21 protein-coding genes are annotated in these 22,630 nt (G+C 66.0%); 15 read left to right on the top strand and 6 right to left on the bottom strand.

The features are described from left to right. The first annotated feature begins 37 nt into the window (after positions 1 to 37). The gene (locus ASD75_RS10150) at positions 38 to 970 is read left to right on the top strand and encodes a 2-hydroxyacid dehydrogenase (protein WP_056745324.1); all 933 of its coding nucleotides are present in this window, start codon (positions 38 to 40) and stop codon (positions 968 to 970) included. Between the two features lie 73 nt (positions 971 to 1,043). Further along, positions 1,044 to 1,376, top strand: a complete 333-nt coding sequence (locus ASD75_RS10145; RefSeq protein WP_056745322.1) for a nucleotide pyrophosphohydrolase — start codon at positions 1,044 to 1,046, stop codon at positions 1,374 to 1,376. 177 nt (positions 1,377 to 1,553) lie between these two features. Here ASD75_RS10145 and ASD75_RS10140 read toward each other — a convergent pair whose 3' ends face one another. Genes ASD75_RS10140 through ASD75_RS10130 form a run of 3 tightly spaced genes read right to left on the bottom strand, consistent with a single transcriptional unit; the run spans position 1,554 to position 4,488 of the window. Beyond that, positions 1,554 to 2,591, bottom strand: coding sequence for a DctP family TRAP transporter solute-binding subunit (locus ASD75_RS10140; protein ID WP_056745319.1), 1,038 nt, complete (start codon positions 2,589 to 2,591; stop codon positions 1,554 to 1,556). A 38-nt stretch (positions 2,592 to 2,629) separates the two neighbouring features. Beyond that, positions 2,630 to 3,928, bottom strand: coding sequence for a TRAP transporter large permease (locus tag ASD75_RS10135; RefSeq protein ID WP_056745317.1), 1,299 nt, complete (start codon positions 3,926 to 3,928; stop codon positions 2,630 to 2,632). After that, on the bottom strand, positions 3,925 to 4,488 hold the full coding sequence (locus tag ASD75_RS10130) for a TRAP transporter small permease (RefSeq protein WP_056745316.1): 564 nt from the start codon (positions 4,486 to 4,488) through the stop codon (positions 3,925 to 3,927). The genes ASD75_RS10135 and ASD75_RS10130 overlap by 4 nt, the downstream gene beginning before the upstream one ends. 217 nt (positions 4,489 to 4,705) lie before the next feature. Here ASD75_RS10130 and ASD75_RS10125 point away from each other — a divergent pair, with 217 nt between their 5' ends. The 6 genes from ASD75_RS10125 (at position 4,706) to ASD75_RS10100 (ending at position 10,045) form a co-directional block, all read left to right on the top strand. Further along, positions 4,706 to 5,638, top strand: coding sequence for a LysR family transcriptional regulator (locus tag ASD75_RS10125; RefSeq protein ID WP_056745314.1), 933 nt, complete (start codon positions 4,706 to 4,708; stop codon positions 5,636 to 5,638). 181 nt (positions 5,639 to 5,819) lie between these two features. Beyond that, the gene (locus ASD75_RS10120) at positions 5,820 to 6,716 is read left to right on the top strand and encodes an amino acid ABC transporter substrate-binding protein (protein ID WP_056059343.1); all 897 of its coding nucleotides are present in this window, start codon (positions 5,820 to 5,822) and stop codon (positions 6,714 to 6,716) included. 117 nt (positions 6,717 to 6,833) lie between these two features. Then, the gene (locus ASD75_RS10115; RefSeq protein WP_056745312.1) at positions 6,834 to 7,733 is read left to right on the top strand and encodes an amino acid ABC transporter substrate-binding protein; all 900 of its coding nucleotides are present in this window, start codon (positions 6,834 to 6,836) and stop codon (positions 7,731 to 7,733) included. 108 nt (positions 7,734 to 7,841) lie between these two features. Next, complete coding sequence (locus ASD75_RS10110; protein WP_056059340.1) at positions 7,842 to 8,600, top strand: amino acid ABC transporter permease; 759 nt, start codon at positions 7,842 to 7,844, stop codon at positions 8,598 to 8,600. A 1-nt stretch (position 8,601) separates the two neighbouring features. Continuing rightward, complete coding sequence (locus ASD75_RS10105) at positions 8,602 to 9,267, top strand: amino acid ABC transporter permease (protein ID WP_056059987.1); 666 nt, start codon at positions 8,602 to 8,604, stop codon at positions 9,265 to 9,267. 40 nt (positions 9,268 to 9,307) lie between these two features. Next, positions 9,308 to 10,045, top strand: coding sequence for an amino acid ABC transporter ATP-binding protein (locus ASD75_RS10100; RefSeq protein ID WP_056059339.1), 738 nt, complete (start codon positions 9,308 to 9,310; stop codon positions 10,043 to 10,045). A 108-nt stretch (positions 10,046 to 10,153) separates the two neighbouring features. Here ASD75_RS10100 and ASD75_RS10095 read toward each other — a convergent pair whose 3' ends face one another. Then, entirely contained in the window at positions 10,154 to 11,074 is a 921-nt protein-coding gene (locus ASD75_RS10095; protein ID WP_055400817.1) for a MurR/RpiR family transcriptional regulator, read from the bottom strand. A gap of 99 nt (positions 11,075 to 11,173) precedes the next feature. Between ASD75_RS10095 and ASD75_RS10090 the strand changes: the two genes are divergently transcribed. From ASD75_RS10090 to ASD75_RS10065, 6 genes are all read left to right on the top strand, one after another. Beyond that, the gene (locus ASD75_RS10090; protein ID WP_056745310.1) at positions 11,174 to 12,355 is read left to right on the top strand and encodes a M20 family metallopeptidase; all 1,182 of its coding nucleotides are present in this window, start codon (positions 11,174 to 11,176) and stop codon (positions 12,353 to 12,355) included. 43 nt (positions 12,356 to 12,398) lie between these two features. Beyond that, positions 12,399 to 13,388: a tripartite tricarboxylate transporter substrate binding protein gene (locus ASD75_RS10085; protein WP_056745865.1), complete on the top strand. Its 990-nt coding sequence runs from the start codon at positions 12,399 to 12,401 to the stop codon at positions 13,386 to 13,388. Positions 13,389 to 13,518: 130 nt separating this feature from the next. After that, positions 13,519 to 14,559 carry a dihydroorotase gene (gene pyrC / locus ASD75_RS10080; RefSeq protein ID WP_056745863.1) on the top strand — a complete coding sequence of 347 codons (1,041 nt, stop codon included), beginning with the start codon at positions 13,519 to 13,521 and terminating at the stop codon, positions 14,557 to 14,559. After that, positions 14,544 to 15,317: a DUF3025 domain-containing protein gene (locus ASD75_RS10075; protein WP_056745308.1), complete on the top strand. Its 774-nt coding sequence runs from the start codon at positions 14,544 to 14,546 to the stop codon at positions 15,315 to 15,317. The genes pyrC and ASD75_RS10075 overlap by 16 nt, the downstream gene beginning before the upstream one ends. A 186-nt stretch (positions 15,318 to 15,503) precedes the next feature. Continuing rightward, positions 15,504 to 16,382, top strand: coding sequence for a protease HtpX (gene htpX / locus ASD75_RS10070; protein WP_056745306.1), 879 nt, complete (start codon positions 15,504 to 15,506; stop codon positions 16,380 to 16,382). 229 nt (positions 16,383 to 16,611) lie between these two features. Continuing rightward, the gene (locus ASD75_RS10065; RefSeq protein WP_056059331.1) at positions 16,612 to 18,186 is read left to right on the top strand and encodes a methyl-accepting chemotaxis protein; all 1,575 of its coding nucleotides are present in this window, start codon (positions 16,612 to 16,614) and stop codon (positions 18,184 to 18,186) included. A 19-nt stretch (positions 18,187 to 18,205) separates the two neighbouring features. Here ASD75_RS10065 and ASD75_RS10060 read toward each other — a convergent pair whose 3' ends face one another. Continuing rightward, positions 18,206 to 19,270, bottom strand: coding sequence for a GlxA family transcriptional regulator (locus ASD75_RS10060; protein ID WP_056745861.1), 1,065 nt, complete (start codon positions 19,268 to 19,270; stop codon positions 18,206 to 18,208). 122 nt (positions 19,271 to 19,392) lie between these two features. Here ASD75_RS10060 and ASD75_RS10055 point away from each other — a divergent pair, with 122 nt between their 5' ends. Further along, the gene (locus tag ASD75_RS10055) at positions 19,393 to 20,736 is read left to right on the top strand and encodes an amidohydrolase (RefSeq protein ID WP_056745305.1); all 1,344 of its coding nucleotides are present in this window, start codon (positions 19,393 to 19,395) and stop codon (positions 20,734 to 20,736) included. A gap of 34 nt (positions 20,737 to 20,770) precedes the next feature. Here ASD75_RS10055 and ASD75_RS10050 read toward each other — a convergent pair whose 3' ends face one another. After that, positions 20,771 to 22,489 carry an NAD(P)/FAD-dependent oxidoreductase gene (locus ASD75_RS10050; RefSeq protein WP_056745303.1) on the bottom strand — a complete coding sequence of 573 codons (1,719 nt, stop codon included), beginning with the start codon at positions 22,487 to 22,489 and terminating at the stop codon, positions 20,771 to 20,773. Between the last annotated feature and the right edge of the window lie 141 nt (positions 22,490 to 22,630).

The following is a 22,630-nucleotide window of genomic DNA, read 5'->3' as shown; positions in this document are numbered from 1 at the left end:
TCCCTCTCTCTTTCATTTGTTTCGCGATTTGCAATCCATGAAGCCCGTCCTTCTTGCCCTCATGTTTTTGTCTGAAGAGCACATCGCGCAGATGGCCCAGACCTTTGAAGTGATCTACGCCCCCGATGCACCGCAGGCCGCCACCGCCATCGCGCAGCACGGCAGCCGCGTGCGTGTGGTGCTCACCATCGGGGCGGTGGGCCTGAGCCCGGCGCAGATCGATGCGCTGCCCGCGCTCACACTCATCTGCGCACTGGGCGCAGGCTACGAGAACGTGGCGGTGGCCCATGCCAAGGCGCGCGGCATTGTGGTGGCCACCGGTGCAGGCACCAACGACGACTGCGTGGCCGACCACACCTGGGGCCTGCTGATCGCGGCGCAGCGCCGCATCCTGCCGCTGGACAAGGCCACCCGCGCCGGCATCTGGCGCACGGCCTTGCCGCTGCCGCCCAACGTGTCGCACAAGCGGCTGGGCATCATCGGCCTGGGGACCATCGGCAAGAAGATTGCCCAGCGCGCGCTGGGCTTCGAGATCGAGGTGGGCTACCACAACCGCAGTGCGCGAACCGATGTGCCTTACTGCTACTTTGCCGATGTCACGGCGCTGGCCGAATGGGCGGACTTTCTCGTGGTCGCCACGCCGGGCGGCGCGGGCACCAGGCACCTGGTCAACGCAGACGTGCTGACGGCGCTCGGCGCGCGGGGCGTGGTGGTCAACATCGCACGCGGCAGTGTGATCGACACCACCGCCCTGGCCGCAGCGCTGCGCGACGGCCGCATTGCCGCCGCAGGGCTGGATGTGTACGAGAGCGAGCCCGCCCCTCCGGCCGAGCTGCTGGACCTGGACAACGTGGTACTCACGCCCCATGTGGCGGGCTGGTCGCCCGAAGCCGTGCAGGCCTCGGTTGACCGGTTCATGGAGAACGCCCGGCGCCATCTGGCAGGTGAGGCGCCGGTCACGCCGGTGTGACCGGTTTGGGGTTGTACAGGTCGATAGCGCTAGTGGAATATGCGCTGTTAGCTATTGAATCAGGAGCAATGGAATGTCTGTCGATCTGACGGCGCTGCAGACCCGGTTGCGCGCGTTTGCGGCGGAGCGGCAGTGGCAGCCGTTCCACACCCCCAAGAACCTGGCGATGGCGCTGATGGTCGAGGCGGCCGAGCTGGCCGAGATCTTCCAGTGGATGACGCCGGAACAGTCGCTCGCCGTGCGTGAGGACCCGGCGCTGAAGGAGCCCATTGCCGACGAGGTGGCCGACGTGCTGCTGTACCTGCTGCAGCTCGCGGACCATGCGGGCGTGGACCTGGCGGAGGCAGTGGAGCACAAGCTGCGCAAAAACGCGGTCAAGCACCCAGTTCCCGATGATTTGAAGTGAAAGCGGCCGGTAGCGCTAGTGCAATATGCATTGGGTGCTATCAAATAAATAGTGAAATCGCGGGCGCTTCCCCAGCTGTCGCTTTCGCGCCCGCCCAGCAAAAAGCCCCGCCATGGCGGGGCTTTGGCAAACACCGGGCGACTGCTCGCACCGGTGACGGACGGGCCCGCTCAAGGGTCAGTTCTTGCGTGCAGCAATGGCCTTCTCGGCAGAGCCCACGAGGTCGGCGCCGATCTGGCCCTTCCACTTTTCGTACACGGGGCGCGTGGCCTTCACGAACGCGTCGCGCTCGGCGGCTGACAGCTGCGTGACGGTCACGCCGTTGGCGGCGATTTCCTTGAGCAAGGGCTTGTCGGCCTCGACCATGCCCTTGCGGGCGATGGCGATTTCTTCCTTGCCGGCGTCGATGGCGGCCTGCTTCACGATCTCGCGGTCTGCAGGGGTCCACGAAGCCCAGATGTCCTTGTTCACCACGAACACCAGCGGGTCGTTCACGTAGCCCCACATGGTGATGTGCTTCTGCGCCACGGTATGCAGCTTGGCGGCCTGGTACACGGCGATGGGGTTCTCCTGGCCGTCCACGGCGCCGCTGGCAAAGGCGGGCTGCGCGTCGGCCCAGCTCATTTGCGTGGGGTTGGCGCCCAGCGCGGTGAAGGTGTCCAGGAACAGGGGCGAGCCCACCACGCGGATCTTCAGCCCCTTGAGGTCGGCGGGGCTCTTGATGGCCAGCTTGGAGTTGGAGATTTCGCGGTAGCCGTTTTCTCCCCAGGCGAGCGGCACGACGCCTGCCTTCTCCAGCGTGGTGAAGATCTGCTTGCCCACGTCGCCTTGCGTCACTGCATCGACGGCCGCGTAGTCGGGGAATAGGAAGGGCAGCGAGAACAGGTTGAGCTGCTTGACCTGGGGCGACCAGTTGATGGTGGAGCCCACGGCCATGTCGATCACGCCCTGGCGCAGGGCGCTGAACTCGCGCGTCTGGTCGCCCTGGATCAGCGACACCCCGGGGTAGAGCTTGATGTTGATGCGGCCCTGGGTGCGCTCGCGCACCTTGTTGGCCCACAGCTCGCCGCCCTTGCCCCAGGGGAAGGCCGTGCCCAGCACCAGCGACATGCGGTACTCGCTCTTGTACGCAGTCTGCGCGATGGCGGCTGGGGCGGTGAACGCCAGGGCGACGGCAGCGGCCACGGCGGAAGTGAGGAAGGTGCGCAGTTTCATTGTTTCAGTCTCCTGGTTAGAAATTCGTCGGCAAGGGGTCAGTAGCCCAGTTTGGCGGGCAGCCACAGGGCCAGTTGCGGGAAGGCGATCACGGCCACCATCACAAGGAACATGGCGAACAGCATCCAGCCCACCCAGCGCACGGTCGATTCCATGCGCACACCGGCAATGCGGCAAGACACCATCAGGTTCACGGCCAGTGGCGGGGTGAACTGGCCCAGGGCCACCTTGAGCGTGAGGATGACGCCAAACCACACCGGGTCCCACTTGTAGTGCTGCATGATCGGCAGCAGCAGCGGCACAAAGATCAGGAAGATCGAGATGCCGTCAAGGAACATGCCCACCGTGATCAGCAGCACGATGAGCAGCGCCAGCACGCCGTACTCACCCAGGCCCGAGTTCACGATGGCGTTGGCCACCGGGTCGATCACGCCCAGTGTGGACAGAGAATACGCAAAGATGCCCGCGAGCGACACCACGATGAGGATCACGGCGGACAGCTCGCCCGATTCGCGCAAGATGGGGAACAGGTCGCGCACAGAAATCGTGCGGTGGATCACCATGCCCACGAACAGGCCGTAGAACACCGCGACCACGGCGGCTTCCGTCGGCGTGAACCAACCGGCCCGCATGCCGCCCAGGATCAGCACTGGCGCGGCCAGGCCCCAGGTGGCCTCGCGCAGGCTCTTCCAGAATGGGGGGCGGGGCATGGTGGCTTCGAGCGCGCCCATCTTGTGCTTGCGCGCCATCCACACGGCGGGCACGATGAGCGCCACGCCTGCCAGGATGCCGGGGATCATGCCAGCCGCAAACAGCGCGGGCACCGATGCGCCGGGCACCAGCACCGAGTAGATGATGAACGCGACCGAGGGCGGGATCAGGATGTCCGTGGCCGCAGCGGCCCCCACCACGCTGGCCGAGAACGAGGGCGGGTAGCCCGCGCGCGACATGGCCGCGATCATCACCCCGCCCACAGCGGCGGCATTGGCCGGGCCCGAGCCCGAGATGCCGCCCAGGAACATGGCCACGGCAATCGCCACCAGCGGCAGCATGCCCGGGCCACGCCCGACGATGGCCACGGCGAAGTTCACGAGGCGCAGCGCCACGCCCGAGCGGTCAAAAATGGAGCCCACCAGCACGAACATCGGGATGGCCAGCAGCGGGTATTTGCCCAGCCCGGCGTAGAAGTTTTGTGGCACGGCCAGCAGGCCGAACCACTGGCTGTCGGCGTTAGCCAGCGCAATGGCGGCGGCACCGGCCAGGCCCAGCGCGGCGCCAATCGGTACGCCCACAAACATCAGGCCCAGAAAGGCCACAAACAGCAGCGTGGCGATCATGGTTGCGCATCCTTGTGCGCCGGGGCGGCATCGCTGACCGTGCCGCGGCTGCGGCGGATGAACAGCCCGATGGCGCGTGCCGTGATGAGCGCAGAGAACACGGGCAGCCAGATCGAATACCACCACTGCGGCACGCCGATGCCGGGGGAGGTTTCGCCAAAGCTGTAGTCGTCCCACACCACGCGCACGCTCAGAACGGCGATGACGCCAAACAGCAGGGCCACAGTGGCCGCGCCCAGCATGGACAGGCGCTTGCTGCGCAGGGCAGAGCCGCCCTCGGCAAAGTACTCGATGCGGATGTGCTGGTCGCGCGCCACGGCGGCCGAGCCTGCGATGAGCGCCAGCGCGATCATCAGGAACACCGAGATTTCTTCGGTCCAGGCGAACGAGGAGTTGGTGAAGTAACGCACCAGCACGTTGGCAAAGGTGATGAGTGCGAGGGCCGCCATGACGATGACGGTGAGCCAGTCTTCAAGGCGCAGCGAGCGGGGCTCGGCCTCGGGACTCGCGGCGCCGGGCAGTGCGTCGGTCGCAGGCCCTTGGGGGGAGGAGGAGGACATGGGGCAGGGGAAGGAGGAGAACAAACACGGGAGCATGCGGGTCGCCCTGCCCGGCAGTGTTGTGCACCAGGGGCCTCGACGCTGAGCGCTGTAGGCGCCGCTTTCTATTATGCGATGGGTTGCTATGCATGCACACCATTGGTGCGCCGCGTCAGCACTGTGTAAACCCTCATGCCAGCGGCCAGCACGGTGTAGCCCGCGCGCGGATAATGCACCGATGGAAACCAAGTGGCTTGAAGATTTCGTCAGTCTTGCGGAAACCCGCAGCTTCAGCCGGTCAGCGCAGCTGCGGCATGTGACCCAGCCAGCGTTCTCGCGGCGCATCCAGGCGCTGGAGGCCTGGGCCGGCACCGACCTGGTGGACCGCAGCTCCTACCCCACCCGGCTGACCCCGGCCGGCAAGACCCTGTACGACCAGGCCCTGGAAATGCTCCAGTCGCTGCAGAACACGCGTGCCATGCTGCGCGCGCACACCAGCGCAGGCAAGGACATGATCGAGTTTGCCGTGCCCCACACGCTGGCGTTCACGTTCTTCCCGGCCTGGGTGTCCAGCCTGCACGACAAGTTCGGCCCGTTCAAAAGCCGCCTGATTGCGCTGAATGTGCACGACGCGGTGATGCGCCTGGTCGAAGGCGGGTGCGACCTGCTGATCGCCTACCACCACCCCTCGCAGCCCTTTCAGCTCGATGCCGATCGGTATGAGATGGTCAGCCTGGGTCAGGAAGTGTTGTCGCCCTACAGCAAGGCCGACGCCGATGGCCAGCCCGTGCACCGCCTGCCCGGCCGCGCAGGCCAGCCGCTGCCCTACCTGGGCTATGCGCCCGGCGCCTACCTGGGGCGGGTGACCGAACTCATCCTCAAACAATCGCAGACGCCCATTCATCTGGAGCGCGTGTACGAGACCGATATGGCCGAAGGTCTCAAGGCCATGGCGCTGGAAGGGCATGGCGTGGCCTTCTTGCCCCACAGCGCCGTGAAGAAGGAGCTGCGCTCGCGCCGCCTGGTCAGCGCCGCGCCCCCCGATACCGAAGGCCTGCAGATGACCATGGATGTGCGTGCCTACCGCGAAAAGCCCAATGGCAAGGACACCCCTAAAGGCACGGCGCAGGCGCTGTGGACCTACCTGCAGGCCCAAGCGGCCTCATGCTAAGGGTAAATACGGACATAAACACTTTGCATAGTTGTGCGCGCAAACGGCATTGGAATTTCACCGTAACGACACGTACAGTCTGCGCCATCGCCGGATCGGTGGATAGCAGCGTGTGCCTTGGCAGGGCCCCACGGTGGCACGAAGATTGCAAACCCGGTTCATTCCTTCACAGAGGCATCGTATGAAAGTTCAGCATTGGGGATTGGCCTGGGGCCTCGCAGCACTGTGCTGTGCGGTCGGTGCGTCTGCGCAGGCCAGCGTGCTGGAGCGCGTGGCTGGCGGTGGCAAGCTGGTCATTGCCTACCGTGAATCCTCGGTGCCTTTCTCGTACATCGACAGCCAGTCGGGCAAGCCCGTGGGCTATGCGCTGGACCTGTGCCTGCGCATGGCCGAGCTGGTGCGCAAGAAGACCGGCAAGAAGGACATGGAGATCGAGCTGGTGCCTGTCACGCCGGCCAACCGCATCGCCATGATCGAGCAGGGCAAGGCCGACATGGAGTGTGGCTCCACCACCAACAACGCCGAGCGGCGCCAGAAGGTGGCCTTCACCATCCCCCACTTCATCACCGGCGCGCGGCTGCTGGTCAAGTCCTCCAGCACCATCGACAGGGTGGAGGATCTCAACGGCAAGAAGCTGGTGTCCACCAAGGGCACGACGCCCCTGAAGGCGGCCGACCAGGCCAACCGCGAGCGCCTGATGGGCATCACCATCGTTGAGGCACCCGACCATGCCAAGGCGGTCGAGATGGTCGAGAAGGGTGAGGCCGATGCGTTTGTGATGGACGACGTGCTGCTGTACGGCCTGGCGGCCGGGCGGCCCGACCCCAAGGCGCTTAAGGTAGTGGGCCGCTTCATGACCACCGAGCCACTGGCCATCATGCTGCCCAAGAACGACCCTGAGTTCAAAAAGCTGGTGGACGAGGAAATGCGCCGCCTGATTACCAGCCGCGAGATTTACCCGATTTACGACAAGTGGTTCAACAAGGCCATTCCGCCCAACAACACCGTGCTGAGCCTGCCGGTCAGTTACTTGTTGCGCGACTTCTGGAAATACCCTACCGACCAGGTCCCGTTCTGACTAATATCCCTGGTTGCGTGCTACCCCTTTTTGGAGTGCGGTCCTGACCGGTTACCCCCGGCTGGCCCCTGTCTCTAAAATTCCCCCCTTTTTCGTTTTCAACACAAGGAGATCCCTATGAAGAAACATTTGCTCGCGGTTGCCGTGACCGCCTTGGCTGCAGGCAGCGTATTTGCCCAAGCCAATGACACTCTGGCCAAGATCAAGGCCTCCGGCAGCGTGACGCTGGGCGTGCGCGAGTCTTCGGGTCTTTCGTACACGCTGGGCAACGGCAAGTACGTGGGTTTCCACACCGAAATGGGCGAGATCGTTCTGCACGACATCCAGAAGCAACTGGGCTTGCCCAAGCTGGATATCAAGTACCAGCCCGTGACCTCGCAAAACCGTATTCCGCTGGTGACCAACGGCACCGTGGATCTGGAGTGTGGCTCCACCACCAACAACGCCGCACGCCAAAAGGACGTGGCGTTTGCCGTGACCACCTATGTGGAAGAAGTGCGCACCGTGGTGAAGGCCAACTCGGGCATCACCTCGATCAAGGACCTGAACGGCAAGACCGTGGCCACCACCACCGGCACGACCTCCGTGCAGACCCTGCGCAAGCACGAACGTGCTGGCGGCATCGACTTCAAGGAAGTGTTCGGCAAGGACCACGCCGACAGCTTCCTGATGCTGGAAACTGGCCGTGCTGACGCATTCGTGATGGACGGCTCCATCCTGGCTGCCAACATCTCCAAGTCCAAGAACCCTGCCGATTACAAGATCGTGGGCGAAGTGCTGTCGGTGGAACCCATCGCCTGCATGCTGCGCAAGGACGACCCCGCGTTCAAGAAGGCTGTGGACGACTCCATCAAGCGCCAGATCGCCGACGGTTCGCTGGCCAAGCTGTACGACAAGTGGTTCATGCAACCTGTGCCACCGACCAACACCAAGATCGGCCTGCCGATGTCCGACGCTACCAAGGCAGCCTGGGCATCGCCTAACGACAAGCCCATGGAAGACTACGCCAAGAAGTAAGCTCTGCAACGCTTGTGCCCCTTCGGCCAGCTGGTTTGAAGGGGCTTTTTTGTTGGGTCGGCCCAGTGGGTCCCCCAGCGCAAAACCAAAAATTAAAGGGGTGCTCCTATGAGTTGGGATTGGCAGGTGTTCTGCCAGGACACCATGGACCGGGATGTGGTGCAGGGCTGCTTTGGCAAAGGCGGCGAGATCACCTACCTGGACTGGATGCTGTCGGCCTGGGGCTGGACGGTGTCCGTTTCGCTGCTGGCCTTGCTGCTGGCGCTTGTGTTGGGTTCATTCATCGGTACGCTGCGCACCTTGCAGGATCGCCCGATGATCGTTCGGCTGGGCAACGCCTGGGTCGAGCTGTTTCGCAATATTCCGCTGCTGGTGCAGATTTTCCTGTGGTACCACGTGCTGCCCAGCCTGTTCCCGGTGCTGCGGGGCGTTCCCGGTTTTGCGCTGGTGGTGCTGGCGCTGGGCTTTTTCACCTCGGCACGTATCGCCGAGCAGGTGCGTTCGGGCATCCAGGCCCTGCCACGCGGCCAGCGGTATGCCGGCATGGCCATGGGTTTCACCACCTTCCAGACCTACCGCTATGTGCTGCTGCCCATGGCGTTTCGCATCATCATTCCGCCACTGACCAGCGAGACGATGAACATCTTCAAGAACTCGTCCGTGGCGTTTGCCGTGTCGGTGGCTGAACTCACCATGTTCGCCATGCAGGCGCAGGAAGAAACCTCGCGCGGCATCGAGGTCTATCTGGCGGTGACCACGCTGTACATCATCTCGGCGTTTGCGATCAACCGCATCATGGCCTTCATTGAAAAGCGCGCACGCATCCCTGGCATGGTCGTGAGTGGCGCGGCCGGAGGGGGGCATTGATATGAATCTCGATTTCTCCTTCTACAACTGGGACCTGATCTCCAACTTCGTGCTCAAGGGGCTGTACTTCAGCCTGATCCTCACGCTGGTGGCCACCATCGGGGGCGTGCTGTTCGGCACCGTGCTGGCCCTCATGCGCCTGTCGGGCAAGAAGTGGCTGGATGTGCCCGCCACCATCTACGTCAACGGCATGCGCTCCATTCCGCTGGTGATGGTGATTCTGTGGTTCTTCCTGCTGGTGCCCGCCATCATCGGCCGCCCCATTGGCGCGGAAGTGTCGGCAGTCATCACCTTCATTGCCTTTGAGGCAGCGTACTTCAGCGAAATCATGCGCGCTGGCATCCAGTCCATCCCACGCGGCCAGGTGTACGCCGGCCAGGCATTAGGCATGACCTACGGCCAGAACATGAAGCTGGTGGTGCTGCCCCAGGCGTTCCGCAACATGCTGCCCGTGCTGCTCACCCAGACCATCATCCTGTTCCAGGACACGTCGCTGGTTTACGCCATTGGCGCCTACGACATGCTCAAGGGCTTTGAAGTGGCGGGCAAGAACTTTGGTCGTCCGATCGAGGCGTACCTGGCCGCTGCGGTTCTGTACTTCATCATGTGCTACGCGCTGTCCTGGGCGGTCAAGCGCCTGCACCAGAAGATCGCGATCATCCGCTGATCGAGGCTGGTGCAAAAGAGATTGGATTGAGGAAAAAGAAATGATCGAACTCAAAAACGTATCCAAGTGGTATGGCCCGGTGCAGGTGCTCAACGAGTGCTCGGCCACCATCAACAAGGGTGAAGTGGTCGTGGTCTGCGGGCCCTCGGGCTCTGGCAAGTCCACACTCATCAAGACCATCAACGCGCTCGAACCCTTCCAGAAGGGCGAGATCACGGTCGATGGCGTGAAGCTGCACGACCCCAGCACCAACCTGCCCAAGCTGCGCAGCCGCGTGGGCATGGTGTTCCAGCACTTCGAGCTGTTCCCCCACCTGTCGGTGACGGACAACCTGACCATTGCGCAGATCAAGGTGCTGGGCCGCAGCGCGGACGACGCCAAGAAGCGCGGCCTCAAGATGCTGGAGCGCGTGGGCCTGATCGCCCACAAGGACAAGTTCCCCGGCCAGCTCTCGGGCGGCCAGCAGCAGCGCGTGGCCATTGCGCGCGCGCTGAGCATGGACCCCATCGTGATGCTGTTCGACGAACCCACATCCGCGCTCGACCCCGAAATGGTCGGTGAAGTGCTGGACGTGATGGTGGGCCTGGCCAACGAAGGCATGACCATGATGTGCGTGACCCACGAAATGGGCTTTGCCCGCAAGGTGAGCAACCGCGTGATCTTCATGGACGTGGGCGGCAAGATCCTGGAAGACTGCTCCAAGGACGACTTCTTCAACAACCCCGACGCACGCCAGCCGCGTACCAAGGACTTCCTCAATAAGATCCTGCAGCACTGAACGGTGCCTGCACCCCCGTGCCGCAAGGGTTGGGGGCTACAAAAGAAGCGCTCTCCGGAGCGCTTTTTTCATGGGGCTACCCAAGGCTGAACGTCTGCCGCGCGCAGGCTAGCGCTTGCTCCGCCGACCGGCTGGCGAGGGGCTTTCCACGATGAGTTGCGACTCGAAATCTGTCCACAGATCGTCGCGCCGCTTCAGTGCCTCGGACACCGCCTTGTGCCGCAGCTGGGCCACGGCCGACACCAGCGCATTGCACAGGAAGAACGCGGCGGTGTAAGAGTCGAACGGCGACGCATTGGACGTGCGCACCTGCAGCCGGTGGTGGGACAGCGCCGCCAAGGGCGCGGCGGCGCTGTCGGTGATGGCCAGCACCTGGGCCCCGGCGTCGCGAAAGCGCTGCGCCACTTTCACCGGCCCGCTGGCGTAGCGGCGGATGCTGAAGACCAGCAAGGCATCTTCGGGCTGGATCCACAGCAGCTGGTCGGTGGCGTCCACCGCGCCAGCCCCCAGTTCGTGCACGCCCGGGCGGCACATGTTCAGGTGCAGCGCCAGCCAGGCGGCCACCGGGGCACTGTTGATCTGCGCCAGCACAAAGATGCGTCCCTTGCCCTGTGCGATACGTGCCACCATGGCCTCGAAGGCCGCCATGTCCAGTCCGTCGCGCGTGGTGGTGAGGTTGTGCTGGTCGTGCAGCAGCGCGTCGTCCACGCACTGCTGCAGGCTGCGCCGGGTGCCGATGGTGACCGGCGCGCGCTGCCCCGCCGTTTGCAGCAGGGCGGTGACCTCGGCCCGCGCCTCGCGCTGGGCCTCGGCATAGCTGCCGTAGCCCAGCTTGGCAAACAGCCGCACCACGGTCGATGCACTGGTGCCAGTGCGCGCAGCGAGGGCGGTGGCGGACTCCAGCAGGGCGTGGGGGTAGTCGCGCCCCAGGGCCTCGGCCAGCGCCCGTTCGCTGGCGGTCAGGTCGGCGTCCTGGCGGGCCAGCCGCTCGGTCAGCAAGGCGCTGGATTCGTGCAATGATGATTTCATAAAATTCTCATTCGTGCAAAATACGTTGCAGAACCCCGGGTCGCGTGCAACACTGCGGCCCAAATTTTGCCCCTACCTGGGGCTTGCCCAAGGACAACGATGCTCAATACCCTGAACGAAGTTCTGCTGCCGGTGCGTGCGCAGGTCCTGGACTGGCTGGCCAGACAGCAGCAGTCCATGCAAGACCTGTTGCAAAAAGTGGTCAATATCGAGAGCGGCAGCCGCAATGAGGCGGGCGTGACAGCCGTGGCCCATGCCCTGGCCGAGCGCCTGCAGGCGGCCGGTGTGCCGGTGCAGTTTGAGCCCGTGCCCGGTTATGGCGTGCTGCTGCATGCGCAGGTCAACCCGGCAGAGGGCGCTGCAGCCGGTGGCGCGCCCATCATCCTCATGGGGCACATGGACACGGTGTTTCCCGATGGCACCGTGGCCAAGCGCCCTTACCGCGAAGAAGCGGGGCGCGCCTACGGCCCAGGCGTGGCCGACATGAAGTCCGGCCTGGTGCTCAACGTGTTTGTGGCCGAGGCCTTTGCGCGCTGCGGCGGCCTGCAGGCGCCGCTGCACCTGTTCTTCTCGTGCGATGAAGAGATCGGTTCGCCCGCCACGCGTGACCTCATCATGGCCCGCGTGCGGGGGGCGCGTGTGGTGTTCAACGCCGAGCCGGGCCGCGTCAGCGGCAACGTGGTCACCAGCCGCAAGGGCTCGATGGTGGTGGAGTTCGAGGTGCAGGGCGTGGCCGCGCATGCAGGCATCAACCATGCCGCTGGCGCCAGCGCCATCGAAGCCCTGGCCCGCAAGACCCTGGCGCTGCATGCGCTGACCGACCCGGCCACGGGCGTCACCTGCAACGTGGGCGTGGTGCAAGGGGGCATCGTGCCCAACATGGTGGCCCCACACGCCCGCGCTGAGGTGGACCTGCGCTTTACCGCCGACACCAACCCCGACGAACTGCTGGAGCGCGTGCGTGTCATCGTCGAAGAAGAGTCCGTGCCCCGCACCCAGGGCCGCATCACCACCACGCGCCGCACCCTGCCCATGAAGCCCACCCCGGACGACCTGCTGGCGCTGTACCAGCAAGGCGCGCGGTCGCTGGGCTTTGAGGTGCAAGGCGAGTTCACCGGCGGCGCGGCCGACAGCGGCCTGACCGCATCAGTGGGCGTGCCCACGCTGTGCGCCACGGGCCCGGTGGGCGGCCACGCACACACCGAACGCGAGTACTGCGAGCTGTCCACCTTTGTGCCACGCGCGCAGGCCGTGGCGCTGGCCGTGCTGGCACACCCCTGATTTCTTGTACCTCCCCGCCCCTTTTTTGAGTTCTTTGATCGTCATGCACACCACACCTTCCCGTCGCCACCTTCTGACCACCGGACTGGGCCTTGCCGGCCTCACCGCGCTGCCCGCCATGGCGCAAGACAAGTTCCCTTCGCGCCCGATCACGCTGGTGGTGCCCTTCCCGCCGGGTGGGTCGGTGGACATCATGGCGCGCCAGTATTCCGAGCCGCTGTCGCGCGTGCTGGGCGTGCCCATCGTGGTGGAAAACCGCGCCGGCGCGGGTGGCTCGGTGGGGGCGCAGTATGTGGCGCGCTCCAAGGCCGATGGCTACACCCTGGTCGTGTCATCGCAAAGCAGCCACCTGGCCAACCCGCTGACCCAGCCCAAGATCGGCTACGACCCGGTCAAGGATTTTGAGAACATCGCCATCCTGGGCCGCCAGCCCAACGCGCTGGTGGTGCACAGCAGCCTGCCGTTCAAGACCTTCAAGGAGTTCATCGACTACGCCAAGAAGAACCCGGGCAAGCTCAACTACGGCAGCGGCGGCGTGGGCAGCATGGGCCAGCTCAATGTGGAAATGCTCAAGGTGTCCACGGGCGTGTTCACCACGCACATTCCCTACCGTGGGGGCACGCCGCTGATCACGGGCGTGCTGGGCAACGAGGTGCAGTTCATCCTCGACAACCTGGTCATCATGCTGCCCCACATCCAGGCGGGCAAGGTGCGCGCCCTGGCCGTGGCGGCCGACCAGCGCCTGCCGCAACTGCCCGATGTGCCCACCATGGCCGAGGTGGGCCACCCCGAGCTCAACCTCACATCCTGGACGGGCCTGGCCGCGCCTGCGGGCACACCCGATGCGGTGGTGCAGACGCTGTACAAGGCCGTGCGCCAAGTGGCCACATCGCCCGCCATGGTGGCCAACCTCAAGGACCGTGGCGTGATCGTGCCTGAAGAGATGTCGCCCGCCGCGTTCGAAAAAATGATGGCGGACCGGATGGTGAAGTTCGGCGCGGTCGTCAAACGCGCAGGGATCACCGCCGAATAAACCGGCAGATCTGCCCCTGGCGCTACCGTGATGAGCCGTTTCATGCGGTAGCGCTACGAACATATGCCTCGCTAGCTATGAAATTGAGAGCGCTTGGAGGCGGCATGTCCGCAATGGGACAATGACGCCCATGACTGCAGCCCCCCAAACCCTCACCATCACCCGCCCCGACGACTGGCACCTGCACGTGCGCGACGGCGAGCCCCTGCACACCGTCGTGCCCCACACCGCCGCCCAGTTCGGGCGCGCGATCATCATGCCCAACCTGCGCCCACCGGTCACCACGGCCGAGCAGGCCCTGGCCTACAAGCAGCGCATCCTGGCCGCCGTGCCCGCCGGCATGAGCTTTGAGCCGCTGATGACGCTGTACCTGACCGACAACCTCCCACCCGAAGAAATCGTGCGTGCCAAGGCCGCAGGCGTGGTGGCCTGCAAGCTCTACCCCGCAGGCGCCACCACCAACAGCGACGCGGGCGTGACCGACCTGCGCAAGACCTATAAAACGCTGGAAGCCATGCAGAAGGCCGGCATGCTGCTGCTGGTGCACGGCGAAGTGACCAGCAGCGACATCGACCTGTTCGACCGCGAGGCCGTGTTCATCGAGCAGCAGCTCATCCCGCTGCGCCGCGACTTCCCCGAGCTGAAGATCGTCTTCGAGCACATCACCACCAAGGATGCGGCCGACTACGTGGCCAGCGCCGACCGCTTCACCGCCGCCACCATCACCGCGCACCACCTGCTGTACAACCGCAACGCCATCTTCATCGGCGGCGTGCGCCCCCATTACTACTGCCTGCCGGTGCTCAAGCGCGAGACCCATCGCGTGGCCCTGGTGCAGGCCGCCACCAGCGGCAGCAGCAAGTTCTTTTTGGGCACCGACAGTGCACCGCACCCGGCGCACCTCAAGGAGCACGCCACCGGCTGCGCGGGCTGCTACACCGCCCACGCGGCCATCGAGATGTATGCGGAGGCATTCGACAATGCCGGGGCGCTCGACCAGCTCGAAGGCTTCGCCAGCTTTCACGGCCCGGACTTCTACAGCCTGCCGCGCAACACCACCACCATCACCTTGCGCCGCGAGTCGTGGACACCGCCCGACAGCTTTGCGTTTGGCGAAGCCGAACTCAAGCCCCTGCGCGCCGGTGAAGCCCTGCCGTGGCGGCTGGTGTAAGTCCGCCCTTCGACGCCATCGACTGGAGCGCTCCCTGGCTGGCGCCGTGGCGCGGCCTGGGCCAACCCCTGGCCCAGCAGCTGCTGCAGGATGACCCATCGGTGCACCAGGCATTGCAGACCGCAGCGCCGCAGGGTGCTCCCGTGGTCTTTGTGCCCCAGTCTTACCTGCCCGAAGGCACCGCCTACGAGCAGTACATCTGGGACACCCGCCGCGTGCCCACGCGCGACAACCTGCACGACTTCTTCAACGGCCTGGTGTGGTTGCGGTTTCCGCACACCAAGCGGCGTCTGAACCAGCTGCAGGCCCAGGCCATCGCCGCCGATGGCGTGCAGGCCGTGCGCGGACCGCTGCGCGATGCACTTACGGTGTTTGATGAAAACGGCGCACTGCTGCAGGCGCCGGATGCCCTGTGGGATGCGCTCCGGGCGAGGGACTGGCAGCGCCTGTTCACCGACCTGCGCCCGCTGTGGGGCCAGGCCCGGCTGGTGCTGTTCGGGCACGCACTGCTCGAAAAGCTGGTTTTTCCGCGAAAACCCATGGTGGCGCACGTATTTCATGTGCCAGCAGCTATTGATTTCATAGCGAACGTGGATGCGTGGCTGGCAGGGCAGGTGGAGGCCTCGGCATGGTCCAGCAAGCCCTTCACGCCGCTGCCCGTGCTGGGCGTGCCCGGCTGGTGGCCGGCCAATGCAGCGCCGGGCTTCTATGCCGATGCGCAGGTGTTCCGGCCCTTGCGGGCTGCGGCGGTTTCGTAATTCCCGCCAAGGCTTGTGTGATAAGGCCCCGGCCGGGGTTTGCACCTACCATAGCGCGATGAAATCGCGGCCATGGGGGGCTGTCACGGCCTCGCCGCCTGGAGACTGGCGCTTGAAGCGGCGCCCCCGGCCCCCATCTGAGCCAGCAAACACTCGTTGTTGTTTACCCCACGGAGAAACCATTCCATGAAGCGGATCCTTTTGTTTGTGATGACCAACCTGGCCGTCGTTGTCGTGCTGGGGGTGGTGGCCAGCCTGCTGGGCGTGAACCGCTACCTCACGGCCAACGGGCTCAACCTGGGCGCGCTGCTGGGCTTTGCGCTCATCATGGGTTTTGGCGGCGCGATCATCTCGCTGCTCATCAGCAAGCCCATGGCCAAGTGGACCTCGGGTGTGCGCGTGATCGACGGCTCCGGCTCGCCCGATGAGCGCTGGATCGTCGAGACCGTGCGCAAGTTCGCCGACCAGGCCCAGATCGGCATGCCCGAAGTCGGCATCTTTGAAGGCGACCCCAATGCCTTTGCCACGGGCGCGTTCAAGAACTCCGCCCTGGTGGCGGTGTCCACCGGCCTGCTGCAGGGCATGACCCGCGACGAGGTCGAGGCTGTGATCGGCCACGAAGTGGCCCACATCGCCAACGGCGACATGGTGACCATGACACTGATCCAGGGCGTGATGAACACCTTCGTGGTGTTCCTGTCGCGCGTCATCGGCTACGCGGTGGACAGCTTCCTGCGCAAGAACGACGAGAACAGCTCGGGCCCTGGCATCGGCTACTACGTGACCACCATCGTGCTCGACATCGTGCTGGGCTTTGTGGCCGCGATGATCGTGGCCTGGTTCAGCCGCCAGCGCGAGTTCCGCGCCGACGCGGGCGCAGCCCAGCTGATGGGCCGCCGCCAGCCCATGATCAACGCGCTGGCCCGCCTGGGTGGCATGCACCCCGGCGAGCTGCCCAAGAGCGTGGCGGCCATGGGCATCGCCGGTGGCATTGGCAAGCTGTTCAGCACCCACCCGCCCATCGAAGAGCGCATTGCTGCGCTGCAAAACGCACAGCAGCAATAACCCGAACCGCCTCAGGCGCGACGCCTGATCGGCCCCGAAGGCCGCCACAGTCTTGCACTGTGGCGGCCTTTTTGTTGGTGCGTGGCGGCTGTTGCTTTGGCGCTCCGGCAGGGTGTGGCCTGTTGTGGGCCGGCTCAAGGACTTGTAACCTTTTGTCGATACATTCCCAACGCCTGCCACCTCCAGCGGCTGTCCCGCGTTGCCCCATTCACCCTCACGAGAGCCTCCCATGTCCATCTCCCACGCACGTGTTGCTGTCCGCCTGGCCCTGGCTTTTGGTGTGGTCTGCCTCGTCATGTCCCTGTCGGCGGCGGTGGGCATCTGGCGGCTGGCCGGGCTGCAGGACATTGCGGACGACCTGGGCGGTGCGTCGTCCGAGCGCGCACTGCTGGCGCGGGAGCTGCACGCCATCGTGGTGCTCAGCTCCGCCCGCGCCGAAACGCTGCTGGAGATCGACAACAACCCCGACTACGCGGCGCGCATCGACGCCGACCGCAAGACCACCTCGGCCCGCTCGTCCGAAGTGCGCAAGCGCCTGGACGAGCTGGCGGCAGACCCGGAATCGCAGGCCTTGTTCGATGCCATCGACAAGGCGGGCAACGGTTTTCGCACGGTGCGGGACGACCTCGTCAAGCGCCGCAAGGCGGGCGAGGCCCTGCCGCCCGACGCCATTGCCAAGCAGCTGCGGCCTGCGGCAGACGCCTATGCCGCCTCGGTGAACAAGCTGGCCGAGTACCAGCGCCAGCGTGTGGCCGAGGCCCGCGAGGCTGCCGCCCGCAGCGAGAGCCAGGGCATCACGCTGTTGGCCGCAGGCTCGTTGGTGGGCTTGCTGCTGAGCCTGGGCTGCGCCTGGCTGCTGTCGCGCTCCATCCTGCAGCCCCTGGCCCATGCGTCCGAGGTGACCGACCGCATCGCCGAAGGCGATCTCACTTCCCCCGTGCCCGCGCCGCAGGCGGGCAACCGCGACGAGCTGCAGGCCCTGCTGGCGCGCCTGGGGGGCATGCAGGCGCGGCTGGCCGAGCTAGTAGTGGGCATGCGCCAGGCCAGCACCTCGGTGGCCGGTGCCAGCAGCGAGATCGCGGCGGGCAACAGCGACCTGTCGGCCCGCACCGAGCAGACCGCCTCCAACCTCGAAGAGATCGCCGCCAGCATGGAGGAGCTGCTGGCCACCGTGCGCCACAGCGCCGACGCGGCTGCGCAAGCCAGCACCCTGGCCACTGGCGCCAGCAGCGTGGCCCAGCGCGGGCGTGAGGCGGTGGACCGCGTGGTGGGTACCATGGACGGCATTGCACTGTCGTCGCGCCGCATTGCCGACATCACCAGCGTGATCGATGGCATTGCATTCCAGACCAACATCCTCGCGCTGAATGCGGCCGTGGAGGCAGCCCGTGCTGGCGAACAAGGGCGGGGCTTTGCGGTGGTGGCGAGCGAAGTGCGCAGCCTGGCGCAGCGTTCCGCCACGGCGGCGAAGGAGATCGGGGGCCTGATCAGCGACAGCGTGCGGCAGGTGGACGAGGGCACCCAACTGGTCCACGCGGCAGGCGGCACCATGGGCGAGATCGTGAACTCGGTGCAGCAGGTGGCCACCATCATTGGCGAGATCAGCACTGCGGCGCGCGAGCAGACCACGGGCCTGAGCCAGGTGGGCGAGGCGGTCTCGCAGCTCGACCAGATGACGCAGCAGAACGCCGCACTGGTGGAGGAGTCCTCGGCCGCCGCGCAGGGGCTGCGGGTGCAGGCGCAGCAGCTGGCCGAGCTGGTGGAGGCGTTTCGCCTGCCTTCGGGCAACGCGCTGCCTCGCTAGGCGAGAGTACACCGGGCTTTCACGTCAGATCCACCCGCCAGCGCCGCCGGGGCGCACGCAGTGCGTGGCGCTTGCGGTACTCCCCCGGCGCCATGCCGGTGTAGCGCACAAAGATGCGCCGGAACGCCGCCGGGTCGGCATAGCCGCAGGCCGTGGCAATGCTGGGCACGCTCTCCAGCGTCACCTCCAGCAGCACCTTGGCGCGTGCGCAGCGCAGGCTGTGCAGGTGGTCCAGCGGCGACTGCGACAGCTCCAGCTGAAAGTGCCGCAGCAAAGTGCGCGGGCTCACCGCCGCCGCCTCGGCCAGCCGGGCCAGCGAATAGGGCTCGTCCAGATGGGTCTCCATCCAGGCCATGGCGCGGGCCAGGGTGCTGTCGCGCGTCGCTGGGATGTGTTGCTGCGCGTTGGCCTGCAGCGCAGCCCGGGCGCGTTCGTGGTCGGGCCGCAGCACGCTGGCGCAGGTCTGGGCCAGCGCGTCGCCCAGTGCGTGGCGCACCAGGGCGATGGCCATTTCTCCCAGGCTGTGGGGCAACGCGCAGCTGAGCCAGGGGCCGTCGTCGGTCAGGTCGTGGCCTGCATCGAGGTCGATGTCGGGAAAGTCGCGCTCAAACCCGGCCAGGTAGAACCACGGCAGGCCGCAGCGGCGGCCCTGCAGGCGCCCGCTCTGCGCCGCCAGCCAGGCACCGTTGCCGACGGTGAGCACCTTGTGCCCGGCATCCAGCGCAATGCCGATCTGGCGCGAGAGGGCGCGGTGGCGCGACGCCACGCTGCGGATGGCGGGGATGTCGGCAGCGTGGAAGGAGGGAATGAACCAGGCGAATGCCGGCCCCTCGGCAGGTGCCGCCGTGGGCTGCGTGTAGGCCGCCAGCGGGCCCGGCTGGTGCGCCAGCGGCAGGCCTTGGGCGTCCAGCAGCCGCCAGGCCAGGCGGGGCGAGCCAGCTCCGCCCCGCAAGCCGGCCAGCAGATTGGCGCTGCGCAAGAGGTCGATGAACTGCAGTGCGTTGCCCACCGCCGATTCGGGCAGCAGCGGGATGTCGATGCGAAAAACCGGCGCCGTCGCAGAGGGGACAGAAGAACGGGGCATGGCGATATTGGCTCTGTGGATGGCCATTTTCGCTTGTCTGCAGCGTGGGGTGGGCTCTTAGCATGAACGTGCGTTTTTTGCCGCGTTCCTTTTTGTTTTCACTTCCTGCACGGATCTGTCTCATGCACAAACCCCTCTCTGCCATCTCGCTGGCCACCGGCCTGCTTCTCAGCGGGCTGACGTTCGCACAGTCCGCCCAGGCCCAGGCCCTGGACGCCGCCGGCCTGCAGGCCATCGATGCCGCCGTGACGGCCGTGGCGCCCAAGATGGTCAACTGGCGCCGCGACATCCATGCCCACCCCGAACTCTCGGGCCAGGAAGTGCGCACGGCCAAGCTCGTGGCCGAGCACCTGAAGAAGCTGGGCATGGACGTGCAGACCGGCGTGGGCGGCACCGGCGTGGTGGGCACGCTCAAGGGGGGCCTGCCCGGCAAGGTGGTGGCCCTGCGCGCTGACATGGATGCCCTGCCCGTGCCCGAGAACACCGGCCTGCCGTTTGCGAGCAAGGCCAAGGCCAACTACCTGGGCAAGGAAGTGCCCGTGATGCACGCCTGCGGCCATGACGCCCACACCGCCATGCTGATGGGCGCGGCCGAGGTGCTGGCGGGCATGAAGGCGCAGCTGCCGGGCACGATCAAGTTCATCTTCCAGCCCGCCGAAGAGGGCGCGCCCGTGGAGCCCGACGCCAACGGCAAGGTGCCCAGCTTCGGCGCCAAGGCCATGATCGAAGCCGGTGCGCTCAAGGACGTGCAGGCCATCTATGGGCTGCACATCACCTCCAACCTGCCTGGCGGCGTGGTGGGCTACCGCAGCGGCCCGCTGATGGCCGGGTCGGACAACATCACCATCCATGTGGAAGGGCGTGGCGGCCATGGCTCGTCGCCGTGGGCCACCATCGACCCCATCGTGGCCGCCAGCCAGGTGGTGATGGGCCTGCAGACCGTTGTGAGCCGCCAGCTCAACATCAGCCAGGAGCCGGCCGTGGTCACCATCGGCCAGATCCAAGGCGGCACCCGCTACAACATCATCCCCGACAAGGTGGAGATGATGGGCACGCTGCGCACCTTTGACGAAGACATGCGCCAGGAAGCGCTCAAGCGCATCACCACCACGGCCGAGTCGATTGCCGCCGCCAGCGGTGCCAAGGCCAGCGTGCGTTTTGGCCCCGTGGCCTACCCCGTGACCACCAACCCCGCGCCGCTCACGCAGGCCTCGCTGCCCGCGCTGAACCTGGCCATGGGCGGCAAGACCATGGTGATCCCGAAGGTGGCAGGGTCGGAGGACTTCTCGGAGTTCCAGAAGGTCGTGCCGGGCTTCTTCTACTTCCTGGGTGCGCCACCCAAGGGCAAGGATTTTGCCAAGGCCCCGCCCAACCACTCTGCGCTGTTCGACATCGACGAAGACCAGTTGCCCGTGGGCGCCCGCTCGCTGGCGGCGCTGGCCGTGGACTTTTTGCAGCGCAAGTAAGCGGTGCCCCGGGCCGGCACCGCCAGGAGGCAGGTCAGCCCGTTGCGCCCAGCAGGCTCCGGGCCACGGCCTCGCCGACCTTGATGCCATCCACGCCGGCGGACAGAATGCCGCCCGCGTAGCTGGCGCCTTCGCCCGCCGGGTACAGGCCCGGCGTGTTCAGGCTTTGCAAGTTGTCGCCACGGCCAATCTTGAGCGGCGACGAGGTGCGTGTCTCCACGCCCGTCAGCACCGCGTCGTGCATATCAAAGCCCTTGATCTTGCGGCCGAACACGGGCAGCGCCTCGCGCAGCGCCTCGATGGCATAGCCGGGCAGGGCAGCGTGCAGGTCGCCCAGGGCCACGCCGGGCTTGTACGAGGGCTCCACGCTGCCCAGCTGGGTCGAAGGCTTGCCCGCAATGAACTCGCCCACCAGTTGGCCCGGTGCGCTGTAGTCACGGCCGCCCAGCACAAACGCATTCGATTCGAGCTGGCGCTGCAGCACGCTGCCCGACAGGGGGTGGAACTGCCCGGCAGGCAGGGCCTCCACGCCGTAGGTCTGGCCCAGGTGGGTTTCAAACGCCTGCGCGTCCTGCGGGTAGTCGCGCGGATCGATGCCCACCACCATGCCCGCGTTGGCATTGCGCTCGTTGCGCGAATACTGGCTCATGCCGTTGGTCACCACGCGGTGGGGCTCGCTGGTGGCGGCCACCACCGTCCCACCGGGGCACATGCAAAAGCTGTACACCGCGCGGCCATTGGCGGCGTGGTGCACCAGCTTGTAGTCGGCTGCGCCCAGCAGCGGGTGGCCTGCGTGGCGGCCCCAGCGGGCGCGGTCGATCACGCCCTGCGGGTGCTCGATGCGGAAACCGATGGAAAACGGCTTGGCCTCCATGGCCACGCCGCGCTGGTACAGCATGGCAAAGGTGTCGCGCGAGCTGTGGCCCAGCGCCATCACGACGTGGTCGGCGCGCAGCTCGGTGGTCTCGCCCGTGGCCTGGTTCAGCACCTTCAGGCCGCGCAGGTGGCGCGCACCGCCTGTGCCTTCGATGACCACGTCCGTCACGCGCTGCTCAAAGCGGATCTCGCCGCCCAGCGCAATGATCTGCTCGCGCAGGTTTTCCACCACCTTCACCAGCTTGAAGGTGCCGATGTGCGGGTGGGCGACATACAGGATTTCTTCGGGTGCACCGGCCTTGACGAACTCGTTCATCACCTTGCGGCCCAGGTGGCGCGGGTCCTTGATCTGGCTGTAGAGCTTGCCGTCGCTGAAGGTGCCTGCGCCGCCTTCGCCAAACTGCACGTTGCTTTCGGCATGCAGTTCGCGCTTGCGCCACAGGCCCCAGGTGTCTTTGGTGCGCTCGCGCACGGTCTTGCCGCGCTCCAGCACGATGGGCTTGAAGCCCATCTGCGCTAGCACCAGCGCAGCAAAGATGCCGCAGGGGCCAAAGCCCACCACCACCGGGCGCAAGGGCAGCTCGGCAGGCGCCTGGCCCACGGGGTGCCAGGCCATGTCGGGCGTGGGCTGGATGTGCGGGTTGCCAGCGAACTTTGCGAGCAGCGCGGCTTCGCGCTCAGGCTGGGCCAGCGTGATGTCCACGATGTAGACCGCTAGCAGATCCACCTTGCGCGCGTCAAAGCTGCGCTTGAAGACGTGCAGGTGGGTAATGTCGGCGTCAGCCAGGCCCAGGATTTGGGCGGCAGCGGCGCGCAGGGGCGCCTCGGGGGCTTCGGCCACGGTGAACGGCAGCCGGATTTCGGAGAGTCGGATCATGGTCTTGCGGGCCCGTGTCGATCGGGCGAAAAGCAATGGCGTGGGGCCGGGATGATACGGGGTCCGCGCAGCGGGCGGAACCCCTGTCGGACCGACTTACCGGGGTATCGGGCGGTAAGGATATATAAAAATGATAGCAAC

The sequence above is a fragment of the Acidovorax sp. Root568 genome (genome assembly GCF_001427445.1).
Classification (GTDB): Bacteria; Pseudomonadota; Gammaproteobacteria; order Burkholderiales; family Burkholderiaceae_C; genus Acidovorax; species Acidovorax delafieldii.
Note: the sequence above shows the minus strand (reverse complement) of the source record. Positions and strands in the feature narration are given on the sequence as shown.

What these genes read in the sequence shown, in the direction of transcription:
- ASD75_RS10105 (WP_056059987.1), top strand. Translation starts at nt 8,602, where the DNA reads ATGAATCTCGATTTCTCCTTCTACAACTGGGACCTGATCTCCAACTTC.
- ASD75_RS10150 (WP_056745324.1), top strand. Translation starts at nt 38, where the DNA reads ATGAAGCCCGTCCTTCTTGCCCTCATGTTTTTGTCTGAAGAGCACATC.
- ASD75_RS10055 (WP_056745305.1), top strand. Translation starts at nt 19,393, where the DNA reads ATGCACAAACCCCTCTCTGCCATCTCGCTGGCCACCGGCCTGCTTCTC.
- pyrC (WP_056745863.1), top strand. Translation starts at nt 13,519, where the DNA reads ATGACTGCAGCCCCCCAAACCCTCACCATCACCCGCCCCGACGACTGG.
- ASD75_RS10140 (WP_056745319.1), bottom strand. Translation starts at nt 2,591, where the DNA reads ATGAAACTGCGCACCTTCCTCACTTCCGCCGTGGCCGCTGCCGTCGCC.
- ASD75_RS10050 (WP_056745303.1), bottom strand. Translation starts at nt 22,489, where the DNA reads ATGATCCGACTCTCCGAAATCCGGCTGCCGTTCACCGTGGCCGAAGCC.
- ASD75_RS10060 (WP_056745861.1), bottom strand. Translation starts at nt 19,270, where the DNA reads ATGCCCCGTTCTTCTGTCCCCTCTGCGACGGCGCCGGTTTTTCGCATC.
- ASD75_RS10125 (WP_056745314.1), top strand. Translation starts at nt 4,706, where the DNA reads ATGGAAACCAAGTGGCTTGAAGATTTCGTCAGTCTTGCGGAAACCCGC.
- ASD75_RS10085 (WP_056745865.1), top strand. Translation starts at nt 12,399, where the DNA reads ATGCACACCACACCTTCCCGTCGCCACCTTCTGACCACCGGACTGGGC.
- ASD75_RS10090 (WP_056745310.1), top strand. Translation starts at nt 11,174, where the DNA reads ATGCTCAATACCCTGAACGAAGTTCTGCTGCCGGTGCGTGCGCAGGTC.
- ASD75_RS10135 (WP_056745317.1), bottom strand. Translation starts at nt 3,928, where the DNA reads ATGATCGCCACGCTGCTGTTTGTGGCCTTTCTGGGCCTGATGTTTGTG.
- ASD75_RS10100 (WP_056059339.1), top strand. Translation starts at nt 9,308, where the DNA reads ATGATCGAACTCAAAAACGTATCCAAGTGGTATGGCCCGGTGCAGGTG.
- ASD75_RS10145 (WP_056745322.1), top strand. Translation starts at nt 1,044, where the DNA reads ATGTCTGTCGATCTGACGGCGCTGCAGACCCGGTTGCGCGCGTTTGCG.
- ASD75_RS10110 (WP_056059340.1), top strand. Translation starts at nt 7,842, where the DNA reads ATGAGTTGGGATTGGCAGGTGTTCTGCCAGGACACCATGGACCGGGAT.
- ASD75_RS10130 (WP_056745316.1), bottom strand. Translation starts at nt 4,488, where the DNA reads ATGTCCTCCTCCTCCCCCCAAGGGCCTGCGACCGACGCACTGCCCGGC.
- htpX (WP_056745306.1), top strand. Translation starts at nt 15,504, where the DNA reads ATGAAGCGGATCCTTTTGTTTGTGATGACCAACCTGGCCGTCGTTGTC.
- ASD75_RS10120 (WP_056059343.1), top strand. Translation starts at nt 5,820, where the DNA reads ATGAAAGTTCAGCATTGGGGATTGGCCTGGGGCCTCGCAGCACTGTGC.
- ASD75_RS10065 (WP_056059331.1), top strand. Translation starts at nt 16,612, where the DNA reads ATGTCCATCTCCCACGCACGTGTTGCTGTCCGCCTGGCCCTGGCTTTT.
- ASD75_RS10115 (WP_056745312.1), top strand. Translation starts at nt 6,834, where the DNA reads ATGAAGAAACATTTGCTCGCGGTTGCCGTGACCGCCTTGGCTGCAGGC.
- ASD75_RS10095 (WP_055400817.1), bottom strand. Translation starts at nt 11,074, where the DNA reads ATGAAATCATCATTGCACGAATCCAGCGCCTTGCTGACCGAGCGGCTG.